A 23,919-nucleotide genomic window follows, 5' to 3' on the forward strand; every position below is an offset into this window, starting at 1 on the left:
GAGATCGACCCCGGTCCGTCCGGTCGGTGGTGACTATGGACCGAGTAGCGCGGCCGGTACCACCGCTACCGCTGGTCGGGTTCCAAGGCTACCGTTTGACGGTTTTTCAGACTACCTCTGGACGGGAATCCGGACCACGTTTCGGCAGGTAACGGTGGCTGTCGTCATGTGTCGCGTCCAGACTTGGTCCGGTATTCGCCGAGTACCGGCCTCGGTTCCCTCGCGCCGAACCTGATCGCGCGGGGGGACGCCCGTCGGAGCAGGCGAGCTGTATGATCCGGCCCGGTCCTGAATGCGTCTGCGGCGGCGGTAGAGTCTGCGCATGGCTTCGCGCATCATCCGGATCGCCACCCGCTCCAGCCCGATGGCGGTGGCTCAAGCCGAGCAGGTCGCTGCCGGTATCGCCGGATTCGGAATGGAAACCGAGCTGGTGAAGGTGACCTCCGCCGGGGACCGCTGGATGGGGGATCTGGCGAAACTCGGCGGCAAGGGCGCTTTCGTCAAAGAGATCGACGACGCGCTACTGGACGATCGGGCCGATCTGGCCGTGCACTGTCTGAAGGACATCCCCGGCGATATCCCGATTCCCGAAGGTATCGCCTTCGCGGGTTTCCCGGCCCGGGACGATGTGCGTGACGCCATCATCACCAAGGACGGCCGCCCGCTGGCCGAGCAACCGGCCGGGACCGTGGTCGGGACCAGTTCGGTGCGGCGGGCCGCGCAGCTGCGTCTGCACTATCCCGGGCTGGAGATGAAACCGCTGCGCGGGAATATGAACACCCGGCTGCAGCGCCTCGAGGACGGGTACTGCGATGTGCTGATCGCGGCGGTTTCCGGCATGTACCGGATCGGGCGCGAGGACCGGATCACCGAGATTCTGCCGGTCGAGGTGATGTGCCCGCCGATCGGCGCGGGTGTGCTCACGCTCGCCTGCCGCGCCGATGACGACGAGGTCCGTGAGCTCGCCGGGCGGCTGGACCACGCCGAAACGCGCCGGGTCGCCGATGCCGAACGCGCCATGTTGCATGCCCTGCAGGGGCACTGCAACTCACCGATCGCCGGGGTGTGCGTGATCGAGCCCACCGGGCGGCTCTCATTGCGCGGCAAGGTGTTCGACCTCGAAGGCACCCGCTGGCTGGACGCCCACCACTGGGGTGTGCCGGAGGATCCGCAGGCATTGGGCTTTTTCGTCGGCGCCGATCTGCTACGTCAGGGCGCCCGCGCGATCATCGACTCGATTCCGCACTGAGGTCAGCTCGGGTCCGATCCGCGGATCGCGGAGAGCCAGAGGGCGACCGCCGCCGCCACACACAACACGCCGGTGAACGCTGCCGTCCCCCCACCCATCACATACACCCACAGCAGACCTGCGAACGGGGCCGCGACCATGGGCTGGGCGTCCAATAACAACCGCCTGGTGACCTGTACGGTGGCGGCCGTCCTGGCCTGTGCATCGGGATCCGGCCGGGTGGGGTTGTCGAGCAGTCGGCCGGGGGGTTCGCTCTCCCGCGCCCGGCCCGCCGGGAGAATTCGGAACTCGCCGGCGGCTCCGATGATCCGCTCGGAGGCCGGATCCCGGCGGAGATCGATGCGCCGCTCGCCGAACAGGGCTGTGCCGCCGGTGAACTCGATCAGCTCGGGCGTGAAATACACCGGTATCCAGCATTCGTCACCGCCGTCGCGGAGTTCTATCCACGACCGGCTGAGCAACTGGTGCTCCTGCCGGACGCGCCGCACCGGTACGGGACCCGACCTGTGCACGCCGTGCCCCAGCGCGCCCAGCGCCACCGCGAACCGATATCCGCTGTAGCCCACGATCCCCGCCGCGACCACTGCCAGCGCGCTGAGCTGGTCCGGATCGGAGAACGGCGCCCACGCGGTGAGTACCGCGAGGGCGCCGATCGTCACACACAGCGGATAGGCCAGGGGGTGGCCTATCCGGGATCTCACTTCAGGAAACCTATTTTCGTGTAGTCCAACGAGGCCAGTCCCGCGGCGCCGTAGTTGGCCAGATTGTCGCGTACGCCGACATTGCCGGGCGACTGCACCAGCGGAATCGAATGCCCTTCTGCCCAGACTGCCTGATCGACCTGGTTGGCCAGCTCGATCGCCTTCTGCGGGTCCAGTTCGGTCAGGGTTTTCTCGATGAGATCATTCAGTTCGGGTGAGCCGATACGCCCGTAGTTGCCCTGCACATTGTCGGGGTAGTAGCCCCAGATCTGGGGGATGCTGCTCAGCGAGAACGCGTCGCCCAGCCAGACCCACTGCCCGACATCGAAATTACCGGGCTGGATATTGTCGGTGAAGAAACCGCTACCGGGTTTGGTCTCGATGGCGAGCTCGACCCCCACCTGCCGCAGGTTCTGCTGAATGATCTGTGCGATCTGGACCCAGCTCTGGGCGTTGTACATGACATCGCGGATCACCAGTTTGCGGCCGTCCTTCTCGCGGACGTCCCCGTTCAGCTTCCAGCCGAGCGCGTCGAGTTCGCGCGCGGCGGCCTCGGGGTCGAAGGGGATGCTGTTGTCCTGATAGCCCTTCTGACCCTGGATGAAGACGTGATTGTTCAGTGGCTTCGGGTCCGCCACCAGGCCGTTCTGCGTCGCCTTGGCGATACCGGCCCGGTCGATCGCCTTGATGATCGCGACCCGCAGTTTCGGGTCCTCCAGGAGGGAGCCCGGGGCGCCGTTGAAGGTCAGATGCGACCAGCTGTTGCCGGGGGCGCGCCGGATCGCCACGCCGGGAGTTTTGCGGGCGGTCTGCATTTCGTCGCGGCTACCCAGGCCGACCGCGTCGATCTCGTTATTGGCCAGCGCCGGCACCATGGCTTCGCTGGCCAGCACGCTGAACGTGATGGTGTCCAGTTTCGGGGTCGCACCCCACCATTTCGGATTGCGGCCCAGGGTGATCCGGCCCTGCCCGCGGTCGGTGGACTGGATGACGAACGGCCCGGCTGTTTTCCCGGGTGCGTCGCGCCAGCCCTCGTTGAAAGCCTCCGGTGTGGCGGTGGCCTCCTTGGGCATCAGCATGAAGTTACCGGAGAACTGTCCGGCCCAATCCGCGAAGTGGCTCTTGAAGGTGATGATCGCCTGGCGGTCGTCGACGCCGCGTTCGACCTTCTCGATCCGGTCGAATCCGTTGGTGTTCCCGATGAGGAAGCGGGGGTCCTTGCCGCTGAGCGCGTTCGCCTGCGACGAGATGTCCTCCCAGGTGATGGGTGTGCCGTCGGACCACACCGCCGCGGGATTGATGGTGTAGGTCACCTGCTGGGGTTCGGTACCGGTGAGCGCGACGTCGGTGAAGAAGTCGGTGTTCACCGAGATGCTGCCGGCCGCGTCGGTGCGGAACGCGCGCGGCATCATGATGCGCACGATGCTCGCGGACTCACCGTCGCTGTCGACCTGCATCGGATTCCAATGCTCCGGATACGACGTCGCGGCCAGCCGCAGATTCCCACCGTCGCGTAGTTCGCTCACGTCGTGCGGGTTGATGTCGTTGACCGTGCCCAGTTCGGCGACCGAGCCCTCCGGCGCGCCACTGTCGTTCACGCCGCAGCCGGCCGCGAACAGGGCCACGGCGCACAGCGGTACCGCGAGCCCTCTCCGCACTGATCGAATCCTCATGGCCGATACATCCTTCCTGCCGGTCGGTCCCCGGACACCTCAGTCAACCCTGCACTACGGGCACGGGCACCGCATCGATCAGCGCACGCGTGTATTCGTGTTCCGGGTTGTCGAAGATCTGTTCCGCCGGGCCCGCCTCGACGATCTTGCCCCGGTACATCACCGCGATATCGTGCGCCAGATTGCGCACCACCGACAGATCGTGGGAGACGAACAGGTACGACAGCCCGTGCTCGGTCTGCAGATCGCGCAGCAGATTCAGTACGCCCGCCTGGATCGAGACGTCCAGCGAGGACACCGGTTCGTCCAGTATCAGCATCTCCGGGTCCAGCGCCAGGGCGCGGGCGATGCAGATGCGCTGCTTCTGTCCGCCGGAGAAATCCGAAGGGTAGCGGTCGGCGTGCTCCGGGCGCAGGCCCACCTGCCGCAGCAGTTCCGGTACCCGACTCGCGATTTCGGATTTCGGCCGTCCGGCGATGCGCAGCGGCTGGGCGACCACGTCGGAGACGGGGAGCCGGGGGTCCAGGGACGCGGTGGGGTCCTGGAAGACGATCGCCATTTTGCCGCGCAGCGACCGGCGTTCGGACTTCGTGAGTGCGGCCGTGTCTCGACCCATGACCTCGATGCTGCCGGACTGGGGTTTCACCAGGTCCAGGATCTGGGTGAGCGTGGTGGACTTACCGGACCCGGATTCGCCGACCAGGGCCAGGGTGCGCCCGGCCCGGACCTCGAAACTGATTCCGTCCACCGCGCGAACCTCGCCCTTGCTGCGGCGCAGGATGATCCCGGAGGTGATCGGGAAGGTCTTGACCAGGTCGGTCACGGTGAGCACGGGCTGTGGATCGGTGGTCGTGGCTGCCTCCGGTTCGCCGATCTCCTGCCGGTAGGCGTCGAACAACGCTGCCGAATCCACCTCGGCGGTGCGGATGCACGCCGCGTGCTGGCCCGGCGCGGTTTCGGCGAGCGGCGGTTCGGCGGTGCGGCACTCATCGATCGCGACCGGGCAGCGCGGTGCGAACGAACATCCCGGCGGCAGCGCGTGCATGGCCGGTGGTGCGCCGACGATCGGGATGAGCGGCGCGCGCGGCGGGCCGTCCATCCGCGGAATCGAGCCGAGCAGGCCCACTGTGTAGGGCATGCGCGGGTTACGGAAAACCTCCGCGGTGCGCGCGCTTTCCACGATCTTGCCCGCGTACATCACGGCCACACGATCGGCGAGGGTGGCGGCGATGCCCATATCGTGGGTGATCATCACCACGCCCGCGCCGGTGATATCACGCGCCTTGCGCAGCAGGTTCAGGATCTGCTTCTGCACCGTGACATCGAGGGCGGTGGTCGGTTCATCGCAGATGATGAGCGCCGGATCGTTGGCGATCGCCATGGCGATGACCACCCGCTGGCGCATACCGCCGGAGAATTCGTGCGGAAAGGCCTTGGCGCGCAGTTCCGGATCGGGTATCCCGACCAGATCCAGCAGCTCGACCGCGCGTTTCGTCGCCGCGGACTTGGTCATGTTCCCGTGCGCGAGCAACGCTTCGGCGACCTGCTCACCCACCCGGTACACGGGGGTCAGTGCCGACAGCGGGTCCTGGAACACCATGCTCACCGCGCTGCCGCGCAGTTTCGACAACTCCTTGTCGCCCAGTCCGAGCAGTTCGCGGCCGCGCAGCCGGATAGAGCCGGTGACCCGCGCCTGTTCCGGCAGCAGCCCCATCACGGCGAGCGAGGAGACGGATTTGCCCGACCCCGATTCGCCGACGATCGCCAGCACCTCACCGTCGCCCACGGTGTAGTTCACCCCGCGGACCGCGTCGACGCGCCCCTCCTCGCTCGGGAAGGAGACGCGCAGGTCCGATACCTCCAGCAGCGGCGTCTTGCCCTGCTCGGGACTCGAATCGCCGGGTTCGGTCCGGTCGGCCGCCGCCGGCGTCGTCGTGATTTCTCCGGTCATGTCAGGGCTTCCTCCGCCTGCCGGGATTTCGCCGCCCGCGCAGCCTTGCGGGTCTTGCGCGACGGCCGTGACCGCGCGCGTTTCGCACCCGGGTCGAAGGCGTCGCGCAATCCGTCGCCGACCAGATTCGCGCAGAGCACGGTGATGATCAGCAGGCCGCCCGCGAAGAGGAACAGCCACGGATAGGTCATTGCGGAACTGGTGCCGTTGGCGATCAGCGACCCCAGGGAGACATCGGGCGGCTGCACGCCGAACCCGAGGAAGCTGAGCCCGGTCTCGGCCATGATCGAGGCGCCGACGGTGAGCGTGGTGTCGATGATCAGGATCGAGGCGATGTTCGGCACGATATGGGTCAGGATGATCGTATGCGTCGGCGCGCCCATATATCGTGCGGCGCGGACGAATTCGCGTTCCCGCAGGCTCATGGTGAGCCCGCGTACGATCCGGGCGCTGATCATCCAGCCGAACACGCTGAGCAGGACGATGAGCAGCGCGATCGAACTACTGCCCTTGGTGCGCGGTGCGAACAGGGCGACGATGATGAAACTCGGAACCACCAGCAGCAGATCCACCACCCACATGATGGTCCGGTCGGTCCAGCCGCCCAGCAGGCCCGCCACCGCGCCGGTCAGCGCCGCGATGGTCGTCGAGAACAGCGCCACACACAGACCGATGATCAGCGATTTCTGCAGGCCGCGCAGCGTCTGCGCCAGCACATCCTGACCGATCTCGGTGGTGCCGAAGGGATGTTGCGGACTCGGCGGTTGCAGCAGCGCGGTGTAGTCGAGCTCCTGGTAGTCGTAGGGCAGCAAGGACGGCAATAGGAAACTGGCCAGGAACAGCAGGATCAGCAGGCCCGCCCCGAACAGCGCGGGTTTGTTGCGCAGGAAGCGGCGCACGATCAGTTTGCGCCGGCCGGAGGCGGCCGGCTCCGGCGCGCCCTGGACCAGGATCTCGGTTTCGTTGATACTCACGCCACGTCCTCGGTGGATTCCGGGCCCGACCCGCTCATGCTGTGTTCTCCGGGCATGAGCGGGGGCCCTGCGTGGTTACGCTGTACTGCCGTCTCCGGGCCGAACCCGCTCATGCCACCCGCACCCGGGGGTCGAGAATCGCGTAGACGATATCGGAGAGCAGGCCCGATACCAGCACCACCAGACCCGCGAACGCGGTGACCGTGGCGACCACGTAGATGTCCTGGGCATTGATCGAGTCGACCAGCCATTCCCCGACCCCGTGCCAGCCGAAGATCTTCTCGGTGAAGGTGGCGCCGGTGATCAATCCGCCCAGGCTGTAGGCGAACAGCGTGGCCATCGGGATCAGGGCGGTGCGCAGACCGTGTTTGTAGAGCGCCCGATTCCTGGTCAGCCCCTTGGCCCGGGCGGTCCGGATGAAATCGCTCTGCAGCACGTCGAGCATGGCATTGCGCTGGTAGCGGCTGTATCCGGCCATTCCGCCCAGCGCGAGGGTCAGGGTCGGCAGGACCAGATGCTGCACACGGTCGAGGAGTTGGGCGCCGAACCCGTCGACCGCGGTGGCCGATGTCTCGCCGGTATAGAGGAAGATCTGCTGACCGGTCGTCGAGTTGATCTCCAGCGCACCGTATTTCAGCAGGGTGGCCAGCAGGAACACCGGTGTCGACAGGACCAGCAGCGACACTACGGTCGTGAAGTAGTCACTGAATCTGTACTGGCGGATCGCGCCGGCCGCGCCGATCAGCACCCCCAGCACGGTGCCGATGATCGATCCCAGGATCAGCAACCGCAGACTCACCCCGACCCGGCGACCCAGCTCCTCGCTCACCGGCTGCCCGCCGAGGGTCTCACCGAAATCGCCGTGCACCACGCCCTTCATCCAGGTGACGTAGCGCTGCGGGATGGGCTCGTCCAGATGCAGTTGCGCGGCCTTGGCGTCGATCACCGACTGCGGTGGTCGCGGATTGCGCTGTTCCAGACTATCCAGCGGACTGAAGGTCAGCGAAGCGAGGCTGAAGGTGAGAAAGGACGCCAAGAGCAGCAGCACGACGTAATTGAGCGTCCGTCGTAGCAGAAAGCCGGCCATCGTTCCCCTCGATATCAGGTGTAGCCCCTGATCATAGGGAGCGTTCCCGCAGGACGCGCGACGGACGGCTTGCTGCGTGTTCACTCGCGAACAGGGATGCCCGTCCGAGCCGGGCGGCCGACCCAGCAGAATGGAACGGGTGACCGCAACGCTGCAGACCCGACCGAAACTGGTGGCCTCCGATGTGGACGGCACCCTGATCGACCCCTATGAGCGGGTTTCGGCGCGCACGAGGGCTGTGGTCGGGGCGGTGGTGGCCGACGGAGTGCCGTTCATCCTGGCCACGGGGCGTCCGCCGCGCTGGATAGCGCCGGTGGTCGCCGGGCTCGGATTCGCACCGCTGTGCGTATGCGGGAACGGCGCGGTCCTCTACGACGCCGATGCCGACCAGGTGCTGGCCGCCTCCGCGCTGGATGTGGAAACGCTCGGCTGGGTCGCCGATATCGCGGAGAAGGTGCTGCCCGGGTGCGGGCTGGCGGCCGAACGAATCGGGGCCAGCGCCCACGACGCGGCGACGCCGCAATTCGTCAGCTCACCCCAGTACGAGCACGCCTGGCTCAACCCGGACGACACCGCCGTGGCCCGCGACGAGGTGATCGATACGCCGGCGATCAAAATGCTGATCCGGTTGCCGGGAGCACGCAGCGGCGATATGGCGGTGACATTGGCCGCGCATATCGGCGACCGCGCGGATATCACCTATTCCACCGAACACGGTCTCATCGAGATCTCCGCACCCGGGGTCAGCAAAGCCATGGGCCTGCGCATCCTCGGCGACCGGCTCGGGGTCGACCCCGCCGAGATGATCGCGTTCGGCGATATGCCCAACGACATCCCGATGCTGCGCATGGTCGGGCGGGGAGTCGCGATGGGTCACGCCCACCCGGAGGTGCTGGAGTCGGCGGACGAGATCACCGGGACCAATTCCGACGACGGAGTCGCGCAGGTCCTGGAACGGTGGTGGCCGCGCGGTGACCAGCAGCGGGCGGAGGGCGACCAGTAGCGGGCGAAGGCGTGGCCGGGTGATCGGTGGACCGAGCACGCACGGCCCTGGAATCGATCGCGCCGAATCGTGCGGTGCACGATTCGGCGCGATCGAAGAGTTGTGCCGGTTGTCGGTTCAGTTGGCGGGCACCGGCAGTGCCGCCGGATCGGGTGACCCGGCTGGGTCGGGCGCGGCCGCCGGATCGGGTGCTGCGGCTGGGCCGGGTGCTGCGGCTGGGTCGGGTCCTGCGGCTGGGTCCGGTGCTGCTGCTGGGTCGGGTGCTGCTGCTGGGTCGGGTGCTGCGGCTGGGTCGGGCAGTGTCGCGGGATCGGATGCGGCCGCTGGATCGGGTGCTGCGGCTGGATCGGGTGCTGCGGCGGGATCGGATGGGGGCGCCGGCCCGGCTTCGGCGATCGGCGGCAGACCCGGCTGGGACAGTGCCTGCCCTTCGCCCGGGACGGGAACCGGGGCCGCCGCGGCCTGCGGCACGCCGCCGGGCGCCGGGATCGGGGAACCGCCCTGGACCTGCTGCTGATAGGTCTCGTTGTAGGTCTTCCACAGCGTGTCGACCAAATCGGCCGCCTGGTTGAGTACCAGCGAGCCGTTCTGGAAATCGGTGCGCACGCCCTCCGGCACCGGGTAGGGATCGGTCAGCGGGAGCCCGAGGGCGCCGGCGTCGGCGCCGAGTTCCAGGAATCGATCCAGGATCTTGCCGACCACCTCGTGCGCCTGTCCGTCGGGCGCGGTGTAGACGTAGCCGTTCACGAACTTCGCGTACTGCTGACCCTGTGTCGCGGGCAGGGGTTCGGAGGCGGCCTGGCCGAGCGGACCGTCGGGGCCGCCCTTGGAGACCCAGTACTTGGCGATCAGATTGTCGTTCACCATGGTCAGCAGCTTGGCGGTGAGATCGGCCAGCGCCGCCAGGTCGGACCGGGAGGCCTGGCTCCGCGGCGACCGGGTGGCCCCGGCTTCGCCCGCGGCGATCGTGCGGATCCGGTCCATCTGCGCGTACGCCGCGTCACCCGGGCAACTGGTGTTGCCGACATCCCGGTGCGCGAAGACCACCGGGAGACGCACTTGCGCGCCCTGCGGGTACGGGGTGAACTCGGTGCCCTCGGAATACATGGTGGTCTGACCCTTGGGGTCGAGCCCCGCGATCCGAGCGCGCCAGCCGATGAACTTGCCGGTCGCCTCGATCGACGCGGCGGTGGGCTGTTCGACCTGGTAGTCGCCCATGATCGCGACACCGGAGGTGTTCTCGTTGAACCCGCCCGCGTGCGCGCCCTGCACCGTTTTGTCCAGTCCGCCGTAGCGGCCCTCGAATATCTGCCCGTATTTGTCGACCAGTGCGTTGTATCCCATATCGCACCAGCCCAGGGTCTGCGAGTGGTAGGCGTAGATGGCGCGGACGATCCCGGCCGACTCGCCTTTGTCGTAGTCGTTGCGACCGGCGGTGTGGTGCACCGTGATCCCGCCCAGTCCGTCGTCGTAGGTGGGCTCCTGGCAGCGGATCGATTCGTCGGCGCCCCATTGGTTGCGGGTGATCACCGGGGGGCCGCCGCCGGGCAGGGACGCGGCGATGTCCTCGAGGTGGTCGTCCACGGCGCCCCGGCCGGGGTCGATGAAAACGGCGGTGAGGTCGGGTGGCGGCTGCTGCTGTTCGCCCGCGGCGGTGGGGACGCGCCCCAGGGGGCCGCCCGGGTTCTGCCGCGGTTTCCGGGTGACCAGGACCTGTACCGCGGTGGTGTTCCCGACGTAGATCGGGTCGGTGCCCGCGGGCCCGCGCGCACCGCGGCCGTCGGCGCCGTCGATCGGGTTCGCCTCGTACCACTGGCCCCAACCGCCGTCGGGCTGCCTGGCCCGGATCATGACGGTGGTGTTCGCCAGGTCCGGGGAGGTCAGCGCGACCATGCTGAACGGTTGTTCCCGGGTGAGTTCCTTGACCTGCGCGCCGACCGCGTCCATGAATTCAGGGGGGATGACACCCGGAGTCAGTGCGGGGGTGTCCGCGGACGGTGTCCCGCCCTCGGTCACGAAACCGAGTCCGGGTCGCCGGCCGGGGAGTTGTCGCCCGGGCTGCGTCGGCGAGGTCGTCCCGCTCGGCGTCAGGCCGGGCAGGCCCAGCGCGTGCAGATCGGAAAGCCTCAGGTCGGGCAGGTTCAGGCCGGTGAGTTCACCCAGCGGCAGCACGATATCGGGGGCGCTCTTCAGTGCGAGTTCGGAGACGCGGGGCGGTACGGCCGTGAGTTCCACCTGATCGGCTGATTTGTCGAGGTCGGTGACCGTGGGCAGCAGGATCGGGCCCGCCACCGCAACTATCGCGACAACCGGCAGGACATAGGAACGCTTCGGTTTGCGGTAGGGCACGAGCGTCTCCAATCAGGGTTGCAACCAGTGATCGGTGAGCAAGTCATGCTTGCGTACTTGAGTCCCACGGACCACACTAGCCACATTCGTCACAAATCTAAACCTGAGGTTGAGGCTTTCCTGATCGCTCGAATGTAGCTCCCGGAGCGTGGCCGGTCGAAACGACATGCCGACGTCGTGCCGAGTCGAAAGCGTCCGGGCTGACGATGGGAGTGCTCGTATGCCATACCGAAACAACATGAGTCGCCCGAAAGTCGCTCCGCGTCTGGGTAACCCGCTGGTTGTACCCGGTCTGCCCCAGTCGATGAGAGGTCGGAGGATCCGTCCAGGCCCGTTACTCGCCTGCGGGGCGACAGCTCTGGTCATCGGCGGGTCACTGCTCGTGCCCACCGCCGGTGAGGTATACCGAATGATTGCCGAAGCCGGTCCAGGGCACGGGCGAGGGCTGAGCCAGCACGGAGCGTTGCAGAACGCGAACAACGGGCAGAACGCCGACCAGATCCTCACGTACTACTACCCGGGCGCCGAGATCGGCGCCATCGGCCCGGCCTCGGTATCGGTGCGATTGCAGGAGCAGGACGGCGCCGACCTGGTTGTTCACTCCGACGCCGGGATGCGGGTGGCCGGACAGACGTTGCAGTCCGGCGAAGCGGCCCGGCTGATCCCGTTCCCCGACGGCACCGCGCAGGTCGTGGTCACCCAGGGATGTGACGGAGCTGTGCTGTGGGAGGCCCCGGTACAGGATCCATGGGTGTATCCGATCGACCCCAACCCCAACCGTCCGGCCGACGAGCACCTCACCGTGTGCGGGGGCGGCACCTACCGCGGTGCACTCGGAGTGGCCGCCGAGAACGGGGCGACACGCACCGTGAACCAGGTGGACATCCAGGACTACCTGCTCGGTGTGGTCCCCGCCGAGATGCCCGCCGACTGGGCTCCCGCCGCACTCGAAGCGCAGGCGATCGCGGCCCGCTCATACGCCCTGGCCGAAGAGCGCTGGCCTTTCGCCCAAACCTGCGATACCACCGACTGCCAGGTCTACAGCGGTACCGCCAAGGAAGATCCGCGCACCGCCGCCGCGGTGGAGGCCACCGTGGGCCGGGTGCTGCTGCGCGACGGGCGGATCCTGCGCGCCGAATACTCGGCCGCGCCCGACGGCGGCTCGCCCGCCGATATCCAGACTTTCGCGGTGGGCCCGACACCCGGCGAACTCACGGTCGTCACCCCGCTGCCGCTTCCACCTGCGGTGAACCCCGATAAGGCCGCCGGGCTGCCGGAAGGCGCCGCGCCGGGTGTTCCCGACGTCTCGCCGGAGGGCACGAAATCGGATCGTGGCGCACCGCTGCCCCGCACACCCGAGGGCTCGCTCCCGGTATCCCCGGGCGGGACACCCCAGTTCCCGGGAGTCGCACCAGGAGCGACGCCTTCGCCGATCGATACCGCCTACGCGGCGATGGGCGGCGCGCACAGCGCGGTCGGGCTGCCGGTCACTCCCGAACTGCCACTTCCCGATGACGCGGGCAAGTATCGATTGTTCGAGAACGGCGTCATCATCTACACCCCGGCCCTGGGCGCGCAGGTGGTGGACTTCACCACGTTGATGCAGCTCGTACCGAATCTCACCGACTCCGATTCGGGCAGTTCCGAGGCGGACGGGTCGACGCCCGGCGGGACTGATTCGGGTAGCTCCGAGGCGGGTGGGACCACGCCCGGTGGTACTGATTCGGGCAGTTCCGAGGCGGGGATCGCACCCGGCGATACCGATTCGGGCAGTTCCGGGCTCGACGCGGGCGATTCCGGAGCGCCCGGTGAACCCGCCGTGGCCCCGGGCCGGGTTCCGGCCGGACGCGCTGTGCCCGAGCCGGACACCGCCACCTTCGACGGCGACCGGCCCGCACCGATTCCCGGCGCCCAGCGGGTTCCGACCAGGCTGGAAACGACCGTCGTGTTCTAGGAACGGGTGATACCGGGTTTCCAGCGCCCGGCCGCAGCCCCTTGACCTTTACGTAGTGTCAACTCGCACGCAACGGATACCGCTACTACGACGAGCGCTCGCTCGTCCGCCTGCAGCGGATCCTGCTGTTGCGTGAACTCGGAGTGGGGCTGCCGGTGGTCGGCCAGATACTCGCGGGCGAGCGCGATACGGCCACGCCCTGCGCGCCCAGCTGGACCTGCTGCGGCAGGAACAGGACCGGATCCGCCGCCGGATCGCGTCGGTGCACACCACATTGGACAAGTTGGAAAGAGGTGAACGACTCGTGGCGGCGGAAGTCTTCGAGGAATTCGACCACACGCAGTACAAGGACGAGGTCACCGACCGTTGGGGCGCCGAGGCGTACGAGAACGGCGACCGCTGGTGGCGATCGCTGAGCGCCGCGCAGAAACAGGAATTCCAGCAGACCCAGCTGGATATCGCGGCCGACTTCGGCCGGGCGCGCAATGCTGGGCTCACGCCGGACAGCGACGAGGTGCAAGCGATCACCGCGCGGCACTACGCGTGGACGACAGGCGGCCGGCAGGGGCGGCGGCCGGGTGCGCGGGAATTCGCGGGCCTGGGCGAAATGTATGTCGCCGACGAACGTTTCCGGGTGAACTACGACGTGCACGGTCCCGGCACGGCGGAGCTGATCCGGGACGCGATGAAAATCTACGCCGACGCCAACCTCGAATAGGATTCGCCGGTGGCCCGGCCGCTCGCACACGGATATATGTGTGGGCGGCCGTGTTTCACATTGTCCGGGAATCGGACCTCCGGCGACGTGTTCCGGGGCACGGTACAGTTTCGAAAACCGTGCCGAGGGGGAGGTCCCGTGAGTTATCCGTATGGTCAGCAACCACCGCATCCGGGATATCAGGCGCCCTATCCGGCGCCGGCGCCCGGGTACCCGCCTCCGGGTGCCGGGTACCCGCCCCCGGGCTACCCCGCGCCGGGGCCCGCCGGCTACGGCTACCAGCGCCCGCCCAGCGGCGGTACCGGTATCACCGCCGGAATCCTCGCCATGCTCGGCGGCGCCGCCAGCATTCTGTCGGCCGTCGGGATGTTCGTCCTCGCGGCGGCCACCTCGGAGAGTTCGCTGACCAATGGCGCCGTGCTGGCCACCGGAGCGCGGCGGCGTAGCAGCAGTTCCAGCTCCAGCGGTAACGGGGTCGATCTGGACTTGGATTTCGACCTCGACGTCATGGGCGTGGTGCTGGGAGTCGCCTACAGCGTCCTCGCCCTGGTGCTGTTGATCGGGGGCATCCTGTTGCTGCGGCGCAGCAATACCGGGCGGATGATGGTGATTTTCGGCTGTGTGCTCTCGATCGCCCTGACGATCGTCGTCGTCGGCCTGGTCGCCGCCGGCGGCAGTTTGAGCGCGGTGGGCGCCCCGCTCTTCGCGATCCTCACCCTGGTCCTGGCCGCGATCGCACCTACCAAACGGTGGATCGAGGCCGCGCAGGCGCCGGTCCCGGTCGGCGGCTACGCCGCCGCCCCGTACGGCTACCGCTGACCGCGTCGACGACAACAGATACATTTCCTGGTTCGCCGGGGCCGGAGTAGACCGGCCCCGGCGAACGTTTTCTACCGTGGACGGCGTGGAAAGCCGCTCACCAGGCGATACTCCCCGCCCACCGACTCCGACTGGCGTCAGGAAACGCTTCCGATACGCTGGGCTCCCGTGACCGCCGCATCGTCTCCGGGTAACTCAGATAACACCGCACAGTTCGACTTGATCATCGTCGGCTCCGGCTTCTTCGGGCTGACCATCGCCGAGCGCAGCGCGAACCTACTGGGCAAGAGAGTTCTCGTGCTGGACCGCCGTCCGCATCTCGGCGGTAACGCCTATTCGGAACCCGAACCGGAAACCGGGATCGAGATCCACAAATATGGCGCGCATCTGTTCCATACCTCGAACCAGAGGGTCTGGGACTATGTCACGCAGTTCACCGAGTTCACCGGCTATCAGCATCGCGTTTTCGCTCTGCACAAAGGCCAGGCCTACCAGTTCCCCATGGGGCTGGGCCTGGTGTCGCAATTCTTCGGCCGGTATTTCACGCCGGACGAGGCGCGCGCCCTGATCGCCGACCAGGCCGCCGAGATCGAGACCTCCGACGCGCAGAACCTCGAGGAAAAGGCCATCTCGCTGATCGGCCGTCCGCTGTACGAGGCCTTCGTCCGCGACTACACCGCCAAACAGTGGCAGACCGACCCCAAGGAACTGCCCGCCGGCAATATCACCAGGCTCCCGGTCCGCTACACCTTCGACAACCGCTACTTCAACGACACCTATGAGGGCCTGCCCAAAGAGGGGTACACGAAGTGGCTGGAGAACATGGCCGCCAGTGACCTGATCGAGGTCCGGGTGGACACCGACTGGTTCGACGTCCGCGACGAACTTCGCGCGCAGAACCCGGACGCCCCGGTCGTCTACACCGGCCCGCTGGACCGCTACTTCGACTATGCCGAGGGCGAGCTGGGCTGGCGCACCATCGACTTCGAGACCGAGGTGCTGCCGACCGGTGACTACCAGGGCACGTCGGTGGTGAACTACAACGACGCGGATCCGCCCTATACGCGGATCATCGAACCGCGTCACTTCCATCCGGAACGGGACTACCCGACGGACAAGACGGTGATCATGCGTGAATACTCGCGTTTCGCCAAGACCGGCGACGAACCGTACTATCCGATCAACACCCCTGAGGACCGCGCCAAACTGACCGCGTATCGCGAGCTGGCCAAGCAGGAGACCACCGCGGCGAAGGTCCTGTTCGGCGGACGCCTCGGGACCTACCAGTACCTGGACATGCACATGGCCATCGCGAGCGCGCTGAACATGTTCGACAATGTGCTGCGCCCGCACCTGGAAACGGGTGCGCCGCTGGCCGAGGAGAACAACGACGTATGACCTCTGCATCACTGGCGCACAGTGCGTCCGCCACCCGCGCGAAATCACTGCTGCAACGGGTGATCCTGCCCCGGCCGGGTGAACCGCTCGATGTGCGCACCCTGTACCTGGAGGAGTCGGCGACCAACGCCCGGCGCGCACACGCCACCACCCGGACCTCGCTCTCGGTGGGCGCGGAGTCCGAGGTGTCGTTCTGCACCTATTTCAATGCGCTGCCGGCCAGCTACTGGCGACGCTGGAGCATGCTCGGCTCGGTGGTGCTGCGGCTGGAACTGGCCGGGCACGGCCGGGTCGACCTGTACCGTTCCAAGGCCGACGGTTCCCGGATCCACGTCCAGGGCTGCGAATTCGCGGTCGCGTCGGGCGCGGAGTCGGTGTCGGTCGAGATGGAAGCCGATTTCGGTCCGTTCGAGGACGGCGGCTGGCTCTGGTTCGACATCACCACCGATACCGCGGTGACGCTGGTGTCCGGTGGATGGTACGCACCGATCGAGGCGCCGGGCGAGGGTCGGATCGCGGTCGGCATGCCGACCTTCAACCGTCCCACCGACGCCGTGACGACGCTTCGGGCGCTCGGCGCCGATCCGCTGGTGCTGGCGCAGATCGACGCGGTGATCATTCCCGACCAGGGCACCCGCAAGGTGGTCGACGAACCCGGGTTCGACGAGGCCGCCGCCGTGCTCGGCGACCGGCTCGCCATCCACGATCAGCCGAACCTCGGCGGGTCCGGCGGATACAGCCGGGTGATGTACGAGGCGTTGAAGACCACGAGCGCCGAGTTCATCGTCTATATGGACGACGATATCGAGATCGAACCCGACTCCATCCTGCGCGCGCTCGCCTTCGCCCGGTTCGCGAAATCGCCGGTGCTGGTGGGTGGGCAGATGCTCAATCTGCAGGAGCGTTCCCATCTGCATGTGATGGGCGAGGTGGTCGACCGCAATATCTTCATGTGGTCCGCCGCGCCGAATGTCGAATACGACCACGATTTCGCCAAGTACCCGCTGCGCGACCGGGACAATTCGAAACTGCTGCACCGGCGCATCGACGTGGATTTCAACGGCTGGTGGACCTGTGTCATTCCACGCCAGGTCGCCGAACAGCTCGGCCAGCCGCTGCCCCTGTTCCTGAAATGGGACGACGCCGAATACGGGCTGCGTGCCCGCGAGGCGGGTTATCCGACGGTCACCCTGCCGGGCGCCGCGGTATGGCATATGGCGTGGAGCGACAAGGACGACGCCATCGACTGGCAGGCGTACTTCCACCTGCGCAATCGCCTGGTGGTCGCGGCGCTGCACCAGCCGGGCAACGGGCGCGCCATGGTCGTCAACACGGTCAAGGCGACTCTCAAACATCTGCTCTGCCTGGAGTATTCGACGGTCGCCATCCAGAATCTGGCGATCCGGGATTTCCTGGCGGGTCCGCAGCGGCTCTTCGAACTGCTGCCGAGCGCGTTGGGCGCGGTGCACGAACTGCGCAAACAGTATCCGGACGCGGTGATCCTGCCCTCGTCCACCGAACTTCCGCTGGCCAGCGGGATGGGGGTCGGTGCGGTGGGCGAACCCGCCAACCCGATCGCCAAGGTCGTCCGCCTCGCCAAGGGCCTGCTGCACAACCTGCGCCCGGCACACGAGGAGCACTACGACCGGCCGCAGTTGAACGTGCCCACGCTGGACGCGCGCTGGTATCTGCTCTCGCAGGTCGACGGGGTCACCGTCACCACCGCGGACGGTCGCGGCGTGGTGTACCGCAAACGCGACCCGCGCCAGGCCTACGGCCTGCTCCGCGAGGCGCTGCGGTTGCGCAAGGAACTCGCCGCGCGCCTGCCGGAGATGCGCCAGCGCTACCGGACCGCGCACGCCGAGCTCACCAGCACGGCCGCGTGGGAGAAGGTTTTCGGGATCGACAGCAGCGAGGAGACCCAGCGGTGAACGCGATGAATCCGAGCCTGCGGGATTCGGGCGCCGACCGCGCACCGCGCGAAGTGGCGATCCTCGAAGCGGTCCAGGGCGCCATCGGCACTCCGCCGGTGATCTCCGCGGCGCGCGGTATGTCGCATTTCGGGGAGCACGCGCTGGGCTGGATCGGCATCGCCGCGGTCGGCGCACTGGTCGACAAACCCCGGCGCCGGCAGTGGGCCGGGGTGGCCGTCGGCGCCGTGGGGGCGCACGCGGCGTCCATCGTGATCAAACGGATCGTTCGCCGGCCCCGTCCACACGCGCCATCGGTGCAGGTCAACGTGGCGACGCCGAGCAAACTGAGCTTCCCCTCCTCGCATGCGACCTCGACAACCGCGGCGGCGGTGCTGATCGGAAAATTGACCGGGCTACCCTTGCCAGCGGTGCTCGTACCGCCGATGTTGCTGTCCAGGGTCGTTCTCGGGGTGCATTACCCCTCCGATGTGCTCGCCGGCTCCGCGCTCGGTGCCGCGTCCGCCGCCGCCCTGCTCGCCGCCGAAAAGAGACTAGACAGTGACCGCACAAGACGAAAAGGCGCTGCCTGCCATGAGTGAAGAGCCCACCGGCGCTGATCTGGCCGATGCCGAAGTGAAAGGGCCTCCCAAAACGCTGGTCGGGGGCCTGATCAAGGCAGTTCGTCCGCGCCAGTGGGTGAAGAACGTCCTCGTGCTGGCCGCCCCGCTGGCCGCGGGTTCGGTGACCGACCTGGATGTGCTCGGCAACGTCGCGATCGCCTTCGTGGTCTTCTGCATGGCCGCGTCCGGTATCTACCTGACCAACGACGCGATGGACGTGGAGGCCGACCGGGCCCACCCGACCAAGCGGTTCCGTCCGATCGCCGCCGGTGTGGTCCCGGTGAACCTGGCGTTCGTCCTGTCGGCCGTGCTGCTGATCGCTTCGCTGTCACTGTCGTTCCTGGCGTCCTGGCAGCTGGCCGTGACGATGGCCGTGTACATCGGCGTCCAGCTGGCCTACTGCTTCGGGCTCAAACACCAGGTAGTGCTGGACATCTGCATCGTGTCCTCGGGCTTCCTGTTGCGTGCGGTGGCCGGTGGCGTGGCGGCCGGGATCCCGCTGTCGCAGTGGTTCCTGCTGATCATGGCTTTCGGTTCGCTGTTCATGGCGGCGGGTAAGCGGTACGCCGAGCTACAACTAGCCCTGGCCACCGGCGCGAAGATCCGCAAATCGCTCGAGTACTACACCCCGACCTACCTACGGTTCACGTGGAGCCTGGCCGCGACCGCGGTGGTGGTCTTCTACGGTCTGTGGGCCTTCGAACAGGGTGCGGCCAAGGACACCGAATGGTTCGCGCTCTCGATGATCCCGTTCACCATCGCGATCCTGCGCTACGCCGTGGATGTCGACGGCGGCGAGGCCGGGGAACCGGAAGAGATCGCCTTCGGCGATCGTGTCCTGCAGTTGCTCGCCATCGCCTGGATCGGAGCGGTAGGTGTCGCTGTCTATCTCTTCTGACGAGATTGCGGTAGCGGAAAACGAACACACCGACGAGCGCGCTGCCCCCGAGCAGCCCCGCTCGTCGGCGCGTCCGGCACGGGTTTCGCGCGCGGTGTTCGCGGGCGGGATCGTGGCGACCGCGGCCCTGTTCGCGGTCGGTGGTTGGGAGCGGCGCTGGATCGCCGACGACGGACTCATCGTGTTGCGCACAGTGCGCAACCTGCTGGCCGGAAACGGTCCGGTCTTCAACCCGGGCGAACGGGTGGAGACCAACACCAGCACGGCATGGACCTATGTCGTCTGGTTCTTCAGTTGGGTGACCCAGGCCCGGCTGGAATACGTGGTGCTGGGTATCGCCCTGACACTATCGCTGCTGGCGGTGTTGTTCGCGATGCTCGGCGCCGGCAAGCTCTGGGGCCCCGCGTCGTCGACGCTGCTGCTGCCGGCCGGGGCGCTGGCCTATATCGCGGTGCCCCCGGCTCGCGACTATGTGACCTCCGGGCTGGAGAACTGCCTGGTCATCTGCTGGCTGGGGCTGCTGTGGCTGTTGCTGGTGCGCTGGAGCAAGGCGCGGCGGCCGGGCGTGCCCGGGCTGCTGGCGCTGGCCTTCCTGGCGGGCCTGGCACCGCTCATCCGGCCCGAGATGACGGTGGTCGGCGGCCTCGCCCTGCTGCTGATCTTCCTCGCGCCGATGCCGGATTCCCGGGTGCGGCCGTGGCTGCTGCGCGGGCTGATCGTGGCGGTGGCCGGCGCGGTCCCGCTGCTGTACCAGATCTGGCGGATGGGTTACTACGGTCTGCCCTATCCGAATACCGCTGTCGCGAAGGACGCGGGCGGGGCGAAATGGGGCCAGGGCCTGACCTACCTGTGGGATCTGGCCGGGCCGTACTACCTCTACGTGCCGCTGGCCGTGCTGCTGATCGCGGGTCTGGTGGCGGCGCGCGCGCATCGGGACCGTGCGGATGTGCGCACCGGTGCGCGGAAAGACCCGGAGGCCGGGCGGATCCAGCGGATTCGGCGGCGGCTTCGTTCACCCTCGGCGGTGGTCGCGCTGGTGCTCGGTTCCGCGCTGATCCTGACCGTCTACGCGCTGCGGGTCGGCGGCGATTTCATGCACGGCCGGATGCTGCTGCCCCAGCTGTTCCTGTTCCTGCTGCCGGTGTCCGTGATCCCGGTCCGGTTGCCCGAGGCCGGGTTCCGGTCGATGACGCGCCGGGACGCGCCCGCGTTCGTGATCCTGGTCGTCGCGCTGGTGGGTACCGTGGCGTGGGCATTGCTGGCTTCCGGCACCACGGCCATCAAAACCGGAACCAAGATCAATAAGTCCGGGATCGTGGACGAGCGCATCTACTACGTTCTCAATACCGGTCACGACCATCCCATCCGCGCCGAGGACTATCTCGACTACGCCCGGATGCGGCCCATGGTGGAGGCGATCGACAACACGCCCAACGGCGGTCTGCTGCTCAATTCGCCGTCGTTCATGATGTGGTACATCGCGCCGCCGCCCCAGCCCATCGCGCCGGAGGGTGCGGGACATACGGTCTACTTCCTCAATCTCGGGATGACCAGCATGAACGTCCCATTGGATGTGCGCGTCATCGATCCGATGGGCCTGGCGTTTCCGCTGGCCGCGCACACCGAACGACTCACCGACGGGCGCATCGGCCACGACAAGAGCCTCTACCCCGATTGGGTGATCGTGGAGACCGGCATGGTGGACCAGAAACCGTGGTTGCCCTGGTATATGGACGAGGACTGGGTCAAGCAGGCCCATGTGGCCATGTCCTGCCCGGACACTTATGCGTTGATGCTTTCCTACAAGGGACCGCTGACAATCGAACGGTTCAAGCACAATCTGCTGCACGCCTTCGATTTCGCCTCGTATCGCATAGACCGGGTTCCGGAATATGAGATTCAACGCTGCGGGCTGGTAGACCCGATTCCGCCGACGCGCTGAACTGCTCTTTCTCCGATAGTGGTTCGGTACCGCGGCAGCTGTTCGCATTCCTGGTGGGCGTGCGATACGGAGTCGGGATAAGGTGCTCGCGTCCGGCCCGCTTTTGCCCGGGCCGGGACCGGTAGTCGTACTGCGCGACGGTGAGTCGCACGACGGAGGGCGGGAACAATGCGAGGGGTTATCGGCCGTGGTGTCCGGACAGAACGTCCGGTGGGGCGGCTACGCGGTCGGTTGACGCGAACTGTGCTGCTGTCGCTGGCGGCGCTGTTGCCGGTCGGTGCTTCAGTGGTCGGGCCGGCCGCACCGGCCTCGGCGCAATTCGATCCCAGCGGTATCGATTTCTGGGTCGATTCGCAGATGGGGCCGATCAAGTCCCGGGTGTTCCGTGCCGCCGACGGTAATACCGGCCGGGTCGTCTACGCGCTGGACGGAATGCGCGCCCGGGACGATCTCAGCGGCTGGGAGATCGATACCGATATCGCCCGCGAGCTGACCAAATGGAATATCAACGTCGTCATGCCGGTGGGCGGGCGCTCCAGCTTCTACGCGGATTGGAACGCGCCGAGCGATTTCTTCGGTCTGGGCAGTTCCGGCAGCGCGGGCGGAGCCACCGGATCGGCGGCCGATTCGGGATCGGGTCTGGCATCGGGTTCGGCGTCCGGGGTCGGCCGGTCGACCACGTACAAGTGGGAGACCTTCCTGACCCGTGATCTGCGCTGGGCGCTGCGTGACCGGCTCGGTTTCAACCCGAACGGCAACGGTGTGTTCGGGCTGTCGATGGGCGGCAGTGCGGCGGTGGCTCTGGCCGCCTACCATCCCGATCAGTTCCGTTATGCCGGTTCCTATTCCGGATACCTGAATGTGTCGGCCCCCGGTATGCGGGAGGCGCTGCGGGTGGCCATGCTGGACGCCGGCGGCTTCAATATCGACGCCATGGCGCCGCCGTGGAGTCCGCAGTGGCTGCGGATGGATCCGTTCGTCTTCGCGCCGCTGCTGCGCAATCACAACACCCGGCTGTGGATCTCGGCCGGCAGCGGACTCCCGGCCGCCGCCGACGGGCTGGATTTCAACACCCTGACCGCCATGGGCCTCGAAGCGCTGGCGCTGGCCAACACCCGCGCGTTCCAGGTGCGGATGATGTCGCTGGGCGCGCGCAACGCCACCTACGACTTCCCGGCCATCGGCGTGCACAACTGGCGGTACTGGGCGACCGAGGTGTACCGGATGATCCCCGATATGTCGGCCAACATCGGCTGAGCGGGCGGACTCCTCTCAGAGGTGAACGAACCGGGCGGCCGCTTTGCGGGATCGTTGCCGAAGGCGGCCGCCGGAAGTTATGGCAACGAATACGCATATCAACCGCCCGGTTGCCTGTGACCTGTGCCACTATCTGGCAACATGAACGTGCGTTTGCCCGATTGACGCACCAGGAAGATGTATCCAGGTAACGGCTTCCGGTTCCGATGGACGCCGCGGTCTATGTATCCGAGATGGGGCCGGTAACGTAGCTCGTTATTTGCTGTCCGGCTGTCCAGGCGAAAGGTCTAGTCGAATGCGAAGTGCGCGTAGGCCCGGATCGGTGCGAACACGTCGGTGGGCGCGGCGCTGGGCGATGGGGGTGGCCGTGGCGCTGCTGGCTCCCCTCGCGGTGGGGCTGTCCGATACCGGCACCCGAGCCGAGGCGGCGCCCAACCCGGCGGGATTCGACTTCTGGGTCGATTCCCCGGAGATGGGGCCGATCCGGTCACGGGTCTTCCGGGCCAAGGACGGCAACACCAACCGGGTGGTCTACGCCCTGGACGGTATGCGCGCTCCCGAGACGCACAGCGGCTGGGAGAACGACACCAATATCGCCAACGCGCTGACCGACTGGAATATCAATGTCGTGATGCCGATCGGCGGGATGTCCAGTTTCTACGCGGACTGGAACGCGCCGAGTTCGTTCTTCGGGCTCCCGCCCACGGGTTCGTCCTCCGGATCCGGCGGTCTCAACGTCATATCCGAGGGGCCGGGCAAGAGTTACCGGTACGCCTGGGAGACGTTCATCAACCAGCATCTGCGCTGGGCCCTGAACTCCCGGCTCGGCTTCAACCCGAATCGCAACGGCGTCTTCGGTTTGTCCATGGGCGGCAGCGGCGCGCTCACCCTGGCGGCCTACCACCCCGATCAGTTCAGCTTCGCCGGTTCCTACTCCGGCTACCTCAACATCTCCGCACCCGGAATGCGTGAGCTCATCCGAGTCGCCATGATCGACGCCGGCGGCTACAACGTGGATTCCATGGCGCCGCCGTGGGGCCCCCAATGGTTGCGGATGGACCCGTTCGTGTTCGCGCCGTTGCTGCGGGACCACAACACCCGCCTGTGGATATCGGCGGGCAGCGGGCTGCCCGCGGCCGCCGACGGATTCAACGGCAACACCGTCAACGGGATGGGCCTCGAGGCGCTCGCGCTGGCCAATACCCGATCGTTCCAGGTGCGGATGATGACGCTCGGCGCGAACAATGTCACCTACTCGTTCCCGGCGACAGGTATTCACTCCTGGACATACTGGGAGGCCGAGGTGTATCGGATGCTTCCGGATTTGTCGGCGAATATCGGATAAGGGCAGTTCGGGGTCCCGCGCCGCGGTACTCCGGAACTACCGCAAGTGTGCCCGCCCCGAAGGAATCC

The 23,919-nt window shown here is 67.2% G+C and carries 19 protein-coding genes; 13 read left to right on the forward strand and 6 right to left on the reverse strand.

The window, feature by feature from the left end:
* Positions 1-322: 322 nt before the first annotated feature.
* Positions 323-1,249 (forward strand): hydroxymethylbilane synthase, encoded by a 927-nt coding sequence (gene hemC, locus OG804_RS23165; RefSeq protein ID WP_328389833.1) that lies wholly within the window; start codon positions 323-325, stop codon positions 1,247-1,249.
* A 2-nt stretch (positions 1,250-1,251) separates the two neighbouring features.
* Here hemC and OG804_RS23170 read toward each other — a convergent pair whose 3' ends face one another.
* From OG804_RS23170 to OG804_RS23190, 5 genes are all read right to left on the reverse strand, one after another.
* Complete coding sequence (locus OG804_RS23170; protein WP_328389835.1) at positions 1,252-1,950, reverse strand: hypothetical protein; 699 nt, start codon at positions 1,948-1,950, stop codon at positions 1,252-1,254.
* The gene (locus tag OG804_RS23175) at positions 1,947-3,623 is read right to left on the reverse strand and encodes an ABC transporter family substrate-binding protein (RefSeq protein ID WP_328389837.1); all 1,677 of its coding nucleotides are present in this window, start codon (positions 3,621-3,623) and stop codon (positions 1,947-1,949) included. Before OG804_RS23175 ends, OG804_RS23170 begins: the two co-directional genes overlap by 4 nt.
* Before the next feature lie 43 nt (positions 3,624-3,666).
* Positions 3,667-5,574: an ABC transporter ATP-binding protein gene (locus OG804_RS23180; RefSeq protein ID WP_328389839.1), complete on the reverse strand. Its 1,908-nt coding sequence runs from the start codon at positions 5,572-5,574 to the stop codon at positions 3,667-3,669.
* A complete protein-coding gene (locus OG804_RS23185; RefSeq protein WP_328398645.1) occupies positions 5,571-6,542 on the reverse strand; it encodes an ABC transporter permease in 972 nt (323 codons plus the stop codon). Before OG804_RS23185 ends, OG804_RS23180 begins: the two co-directional genes overlap by 4 nt.
* 115 nt (positions 6,543-6,657) lie before the next feature.
* Complete coding sequence (locus OG804_RS23190) at positions 6,658-7,635, reverse strand: ABC transporter permease (RefSeq protein ID WP_328389841.1); 978 nt, start codon at positions 7,633-7,635, stop codon at positions 6,658-6,660.
* Positions 7,636-7,765: 130 nt separating this feature from the next.
* Here OG804_RS23190 and OG804_RS23195 point away from each other — a divergent pair, with 130 nt between their 5' ends.
* Positions 7,766-8,638 carry an HAD family hydrolase gene (locus OG804_RS23195; RefSeq protein ID WP_328389843.1) on the forward strand — a complete coding sequence of 291 codons (873 nt, stop codon included), beginning with the start codon at positions 7,766-7,768 and terminating at the stop codon, positions 8,636-8,638.
* Between the two features lie 117 nt (positions 8,639-8,755).
* Here OG804_RS23195 and OG804_RS23200 read toward each other — a convergent pair whose 3' ends face one another.
* Positions 8,756-10,987 (reverse strand): N-acetylmuramoyl-L-alanine amidase, encoded by a 2,232-nt coding sequence (locus OG804_RS23200; RefSeq protein ID WP_328389845.1) that lies wholly within the window; start codon positions 10,985-10,987, stop codon positions 8,756-8,758.
* Between the two features lie 409 nt (positions 10,988-11,396).
* Between OG804_RS23200 and OG804_RS23205 the strand changes: the two genes are divergently transcribed.
* From OG804_RS23205 to OG804_RS23250, 11 genes are all read left to right on the forward strand, one after another.
* Positions 11,397-12,941: a SpoIID/LytB domain-containing protein gene (locus OG804_RS23205; protein ID WP_328389847.1), complete on the forward strand. Its 1,545-nt coding sequence runs from the start codon at positions 11,397-11,399 to the stop codon at positions 12,939-12,941.
* A gap of 119 nt (positions 12,942-13,060) precedes the next feature.
* Positions 13,061-13,357: a hypothetical protein gene (locus OG804_RS32400; RefSeq protein ID WP_442941903.1), complete on the forward strand. Its 297-nt coding sequence runs from the start codon at positions 13,061-13,063 to the stop codon at positions 13,355-13,357.
* Positions 13,246-13,659: a TipAS antibiotic-recognition domain-containing protein gene (locus OG804_RS32405; RefSeq protein WP_442941604.1), complete on the forward strand. Its 414-nt coding sequence runs from the start codon at positions 13,246-13,248 to the stop codon at positions 13,657-13,659. Before OG804_RS32400 ends, OG804_RS32405 begins: the two co-directional genes overlap by 112 nt.
* A 138-nt stretch (positions 13,660-13,797) precedes the next feature.
* Entirely contained in the window at positions 13,798-14,478 is a 681-nt protein-coding gene (locus OG804_RS23215; protein ID WP_328389849.1) for a hypothetical protein, read from the forward strand.
* A gap of 168 nt (positions 14,479-14,646) precedes the next feature.
* Positions 14,647-15,876 (forward strand): UDP-galactopyranose mutase, encoded by a 1,230-nt coding sequence (gene glf / locus OG804_RS23220; protein WP_328389851.1) that lies wholly within the window; start codon positions 14,647-14,649, stop codon positions 15,874-15,876.
* The gene (locus OG804_RS23225; protein ID WP_328389853.1) at positions 15,873-17,807 is read left to right on the forward strand and encodes a glycosyltransferase; all 1,935 of its coding nucleotides are present in this window, start codon (positions 15,873-15,875) and stop codon (positions 17,805-17,807) included. Before glf ends, OG804_RS23225 begins: the two co-directional genes overlap by 4 nt.
* A gap of 5 nt (positions 17,808-17,812) precedes the next feature.
* On the forward strand, positions 17,813-18,388 hold the full coding sequence (locus tag OG804_RS23230) for a phosphatase PAP2 family protein (RefSeq protein WP_328398647.1): 576 nt from the start codon (positions 17,813-17,815) through the stop codon (positions 18,386-18,388).
* On the forward strand, positions 18,381-19,307 hold the full coding sequence (locus OG804_RS23235; protein WP_328398649.1) for a decaprenyl-phosphate phosphoribosyltransferase: 927 nt from the start codon (positions 18,381-18,383) through the stop codon (positions 19,305-19,307). The genes OG804_RS23230 and OG804_RS23235 overlap by 8 nt, the downstream gene beginning before the upstream one ends.
* Entirely contained in the window at positions 19,285-21,249 is a 1,965-nt protein-coding gene (zomB, locus tag OG804_RS23240; protein WP_328389855.1) for a flagellar motor control protein ZomB, read from the forward strand. The genes OG804_RS23235 and zomB overlap by 23 nt, the downstream gene beginning before the upstream one ends.
* Before the next feature lie 168 nt (positions 21,250-21,417).
* The gene (locus OG804_RS23245; protein ID WP_442941605.1) at positions 21,418-22,506 is read left to right on the forward strand and encodes an alpha/beta hydrolase; all 1,089 of its coding nucleotides are present in this window, start codon (positions 21,418-21,420) and stop codon (positions 22,504-22,506) included.
* A gap of 295 nt (positions 22,507-22,801) precedes the next feature.
* Positions 22,802-23,851 carry an alpha/beta hydrolase gene (locus OG804_RS23250; RefSeq protein WP_328389859.1) on the forward strand — a complete coding sequence of 350 codons (1,050 nt, stop codon included), beginning with the start codon at positions 22,802-22,804 and terminating at the stop codon, positions 23,849-23,851.
* The last annotated feature ends 68 nt before the right edge of the window (positions 23,852-23,919 follow it).

This window comes from Nocardia sp. NBC_00416, from assembly GCF_036032445.1.
Classification (GTDB): Bacteria; Actinomycetota; Actinomycetes; order Mycobacteriales; family Mycobacteriaceae; genus Nocardia.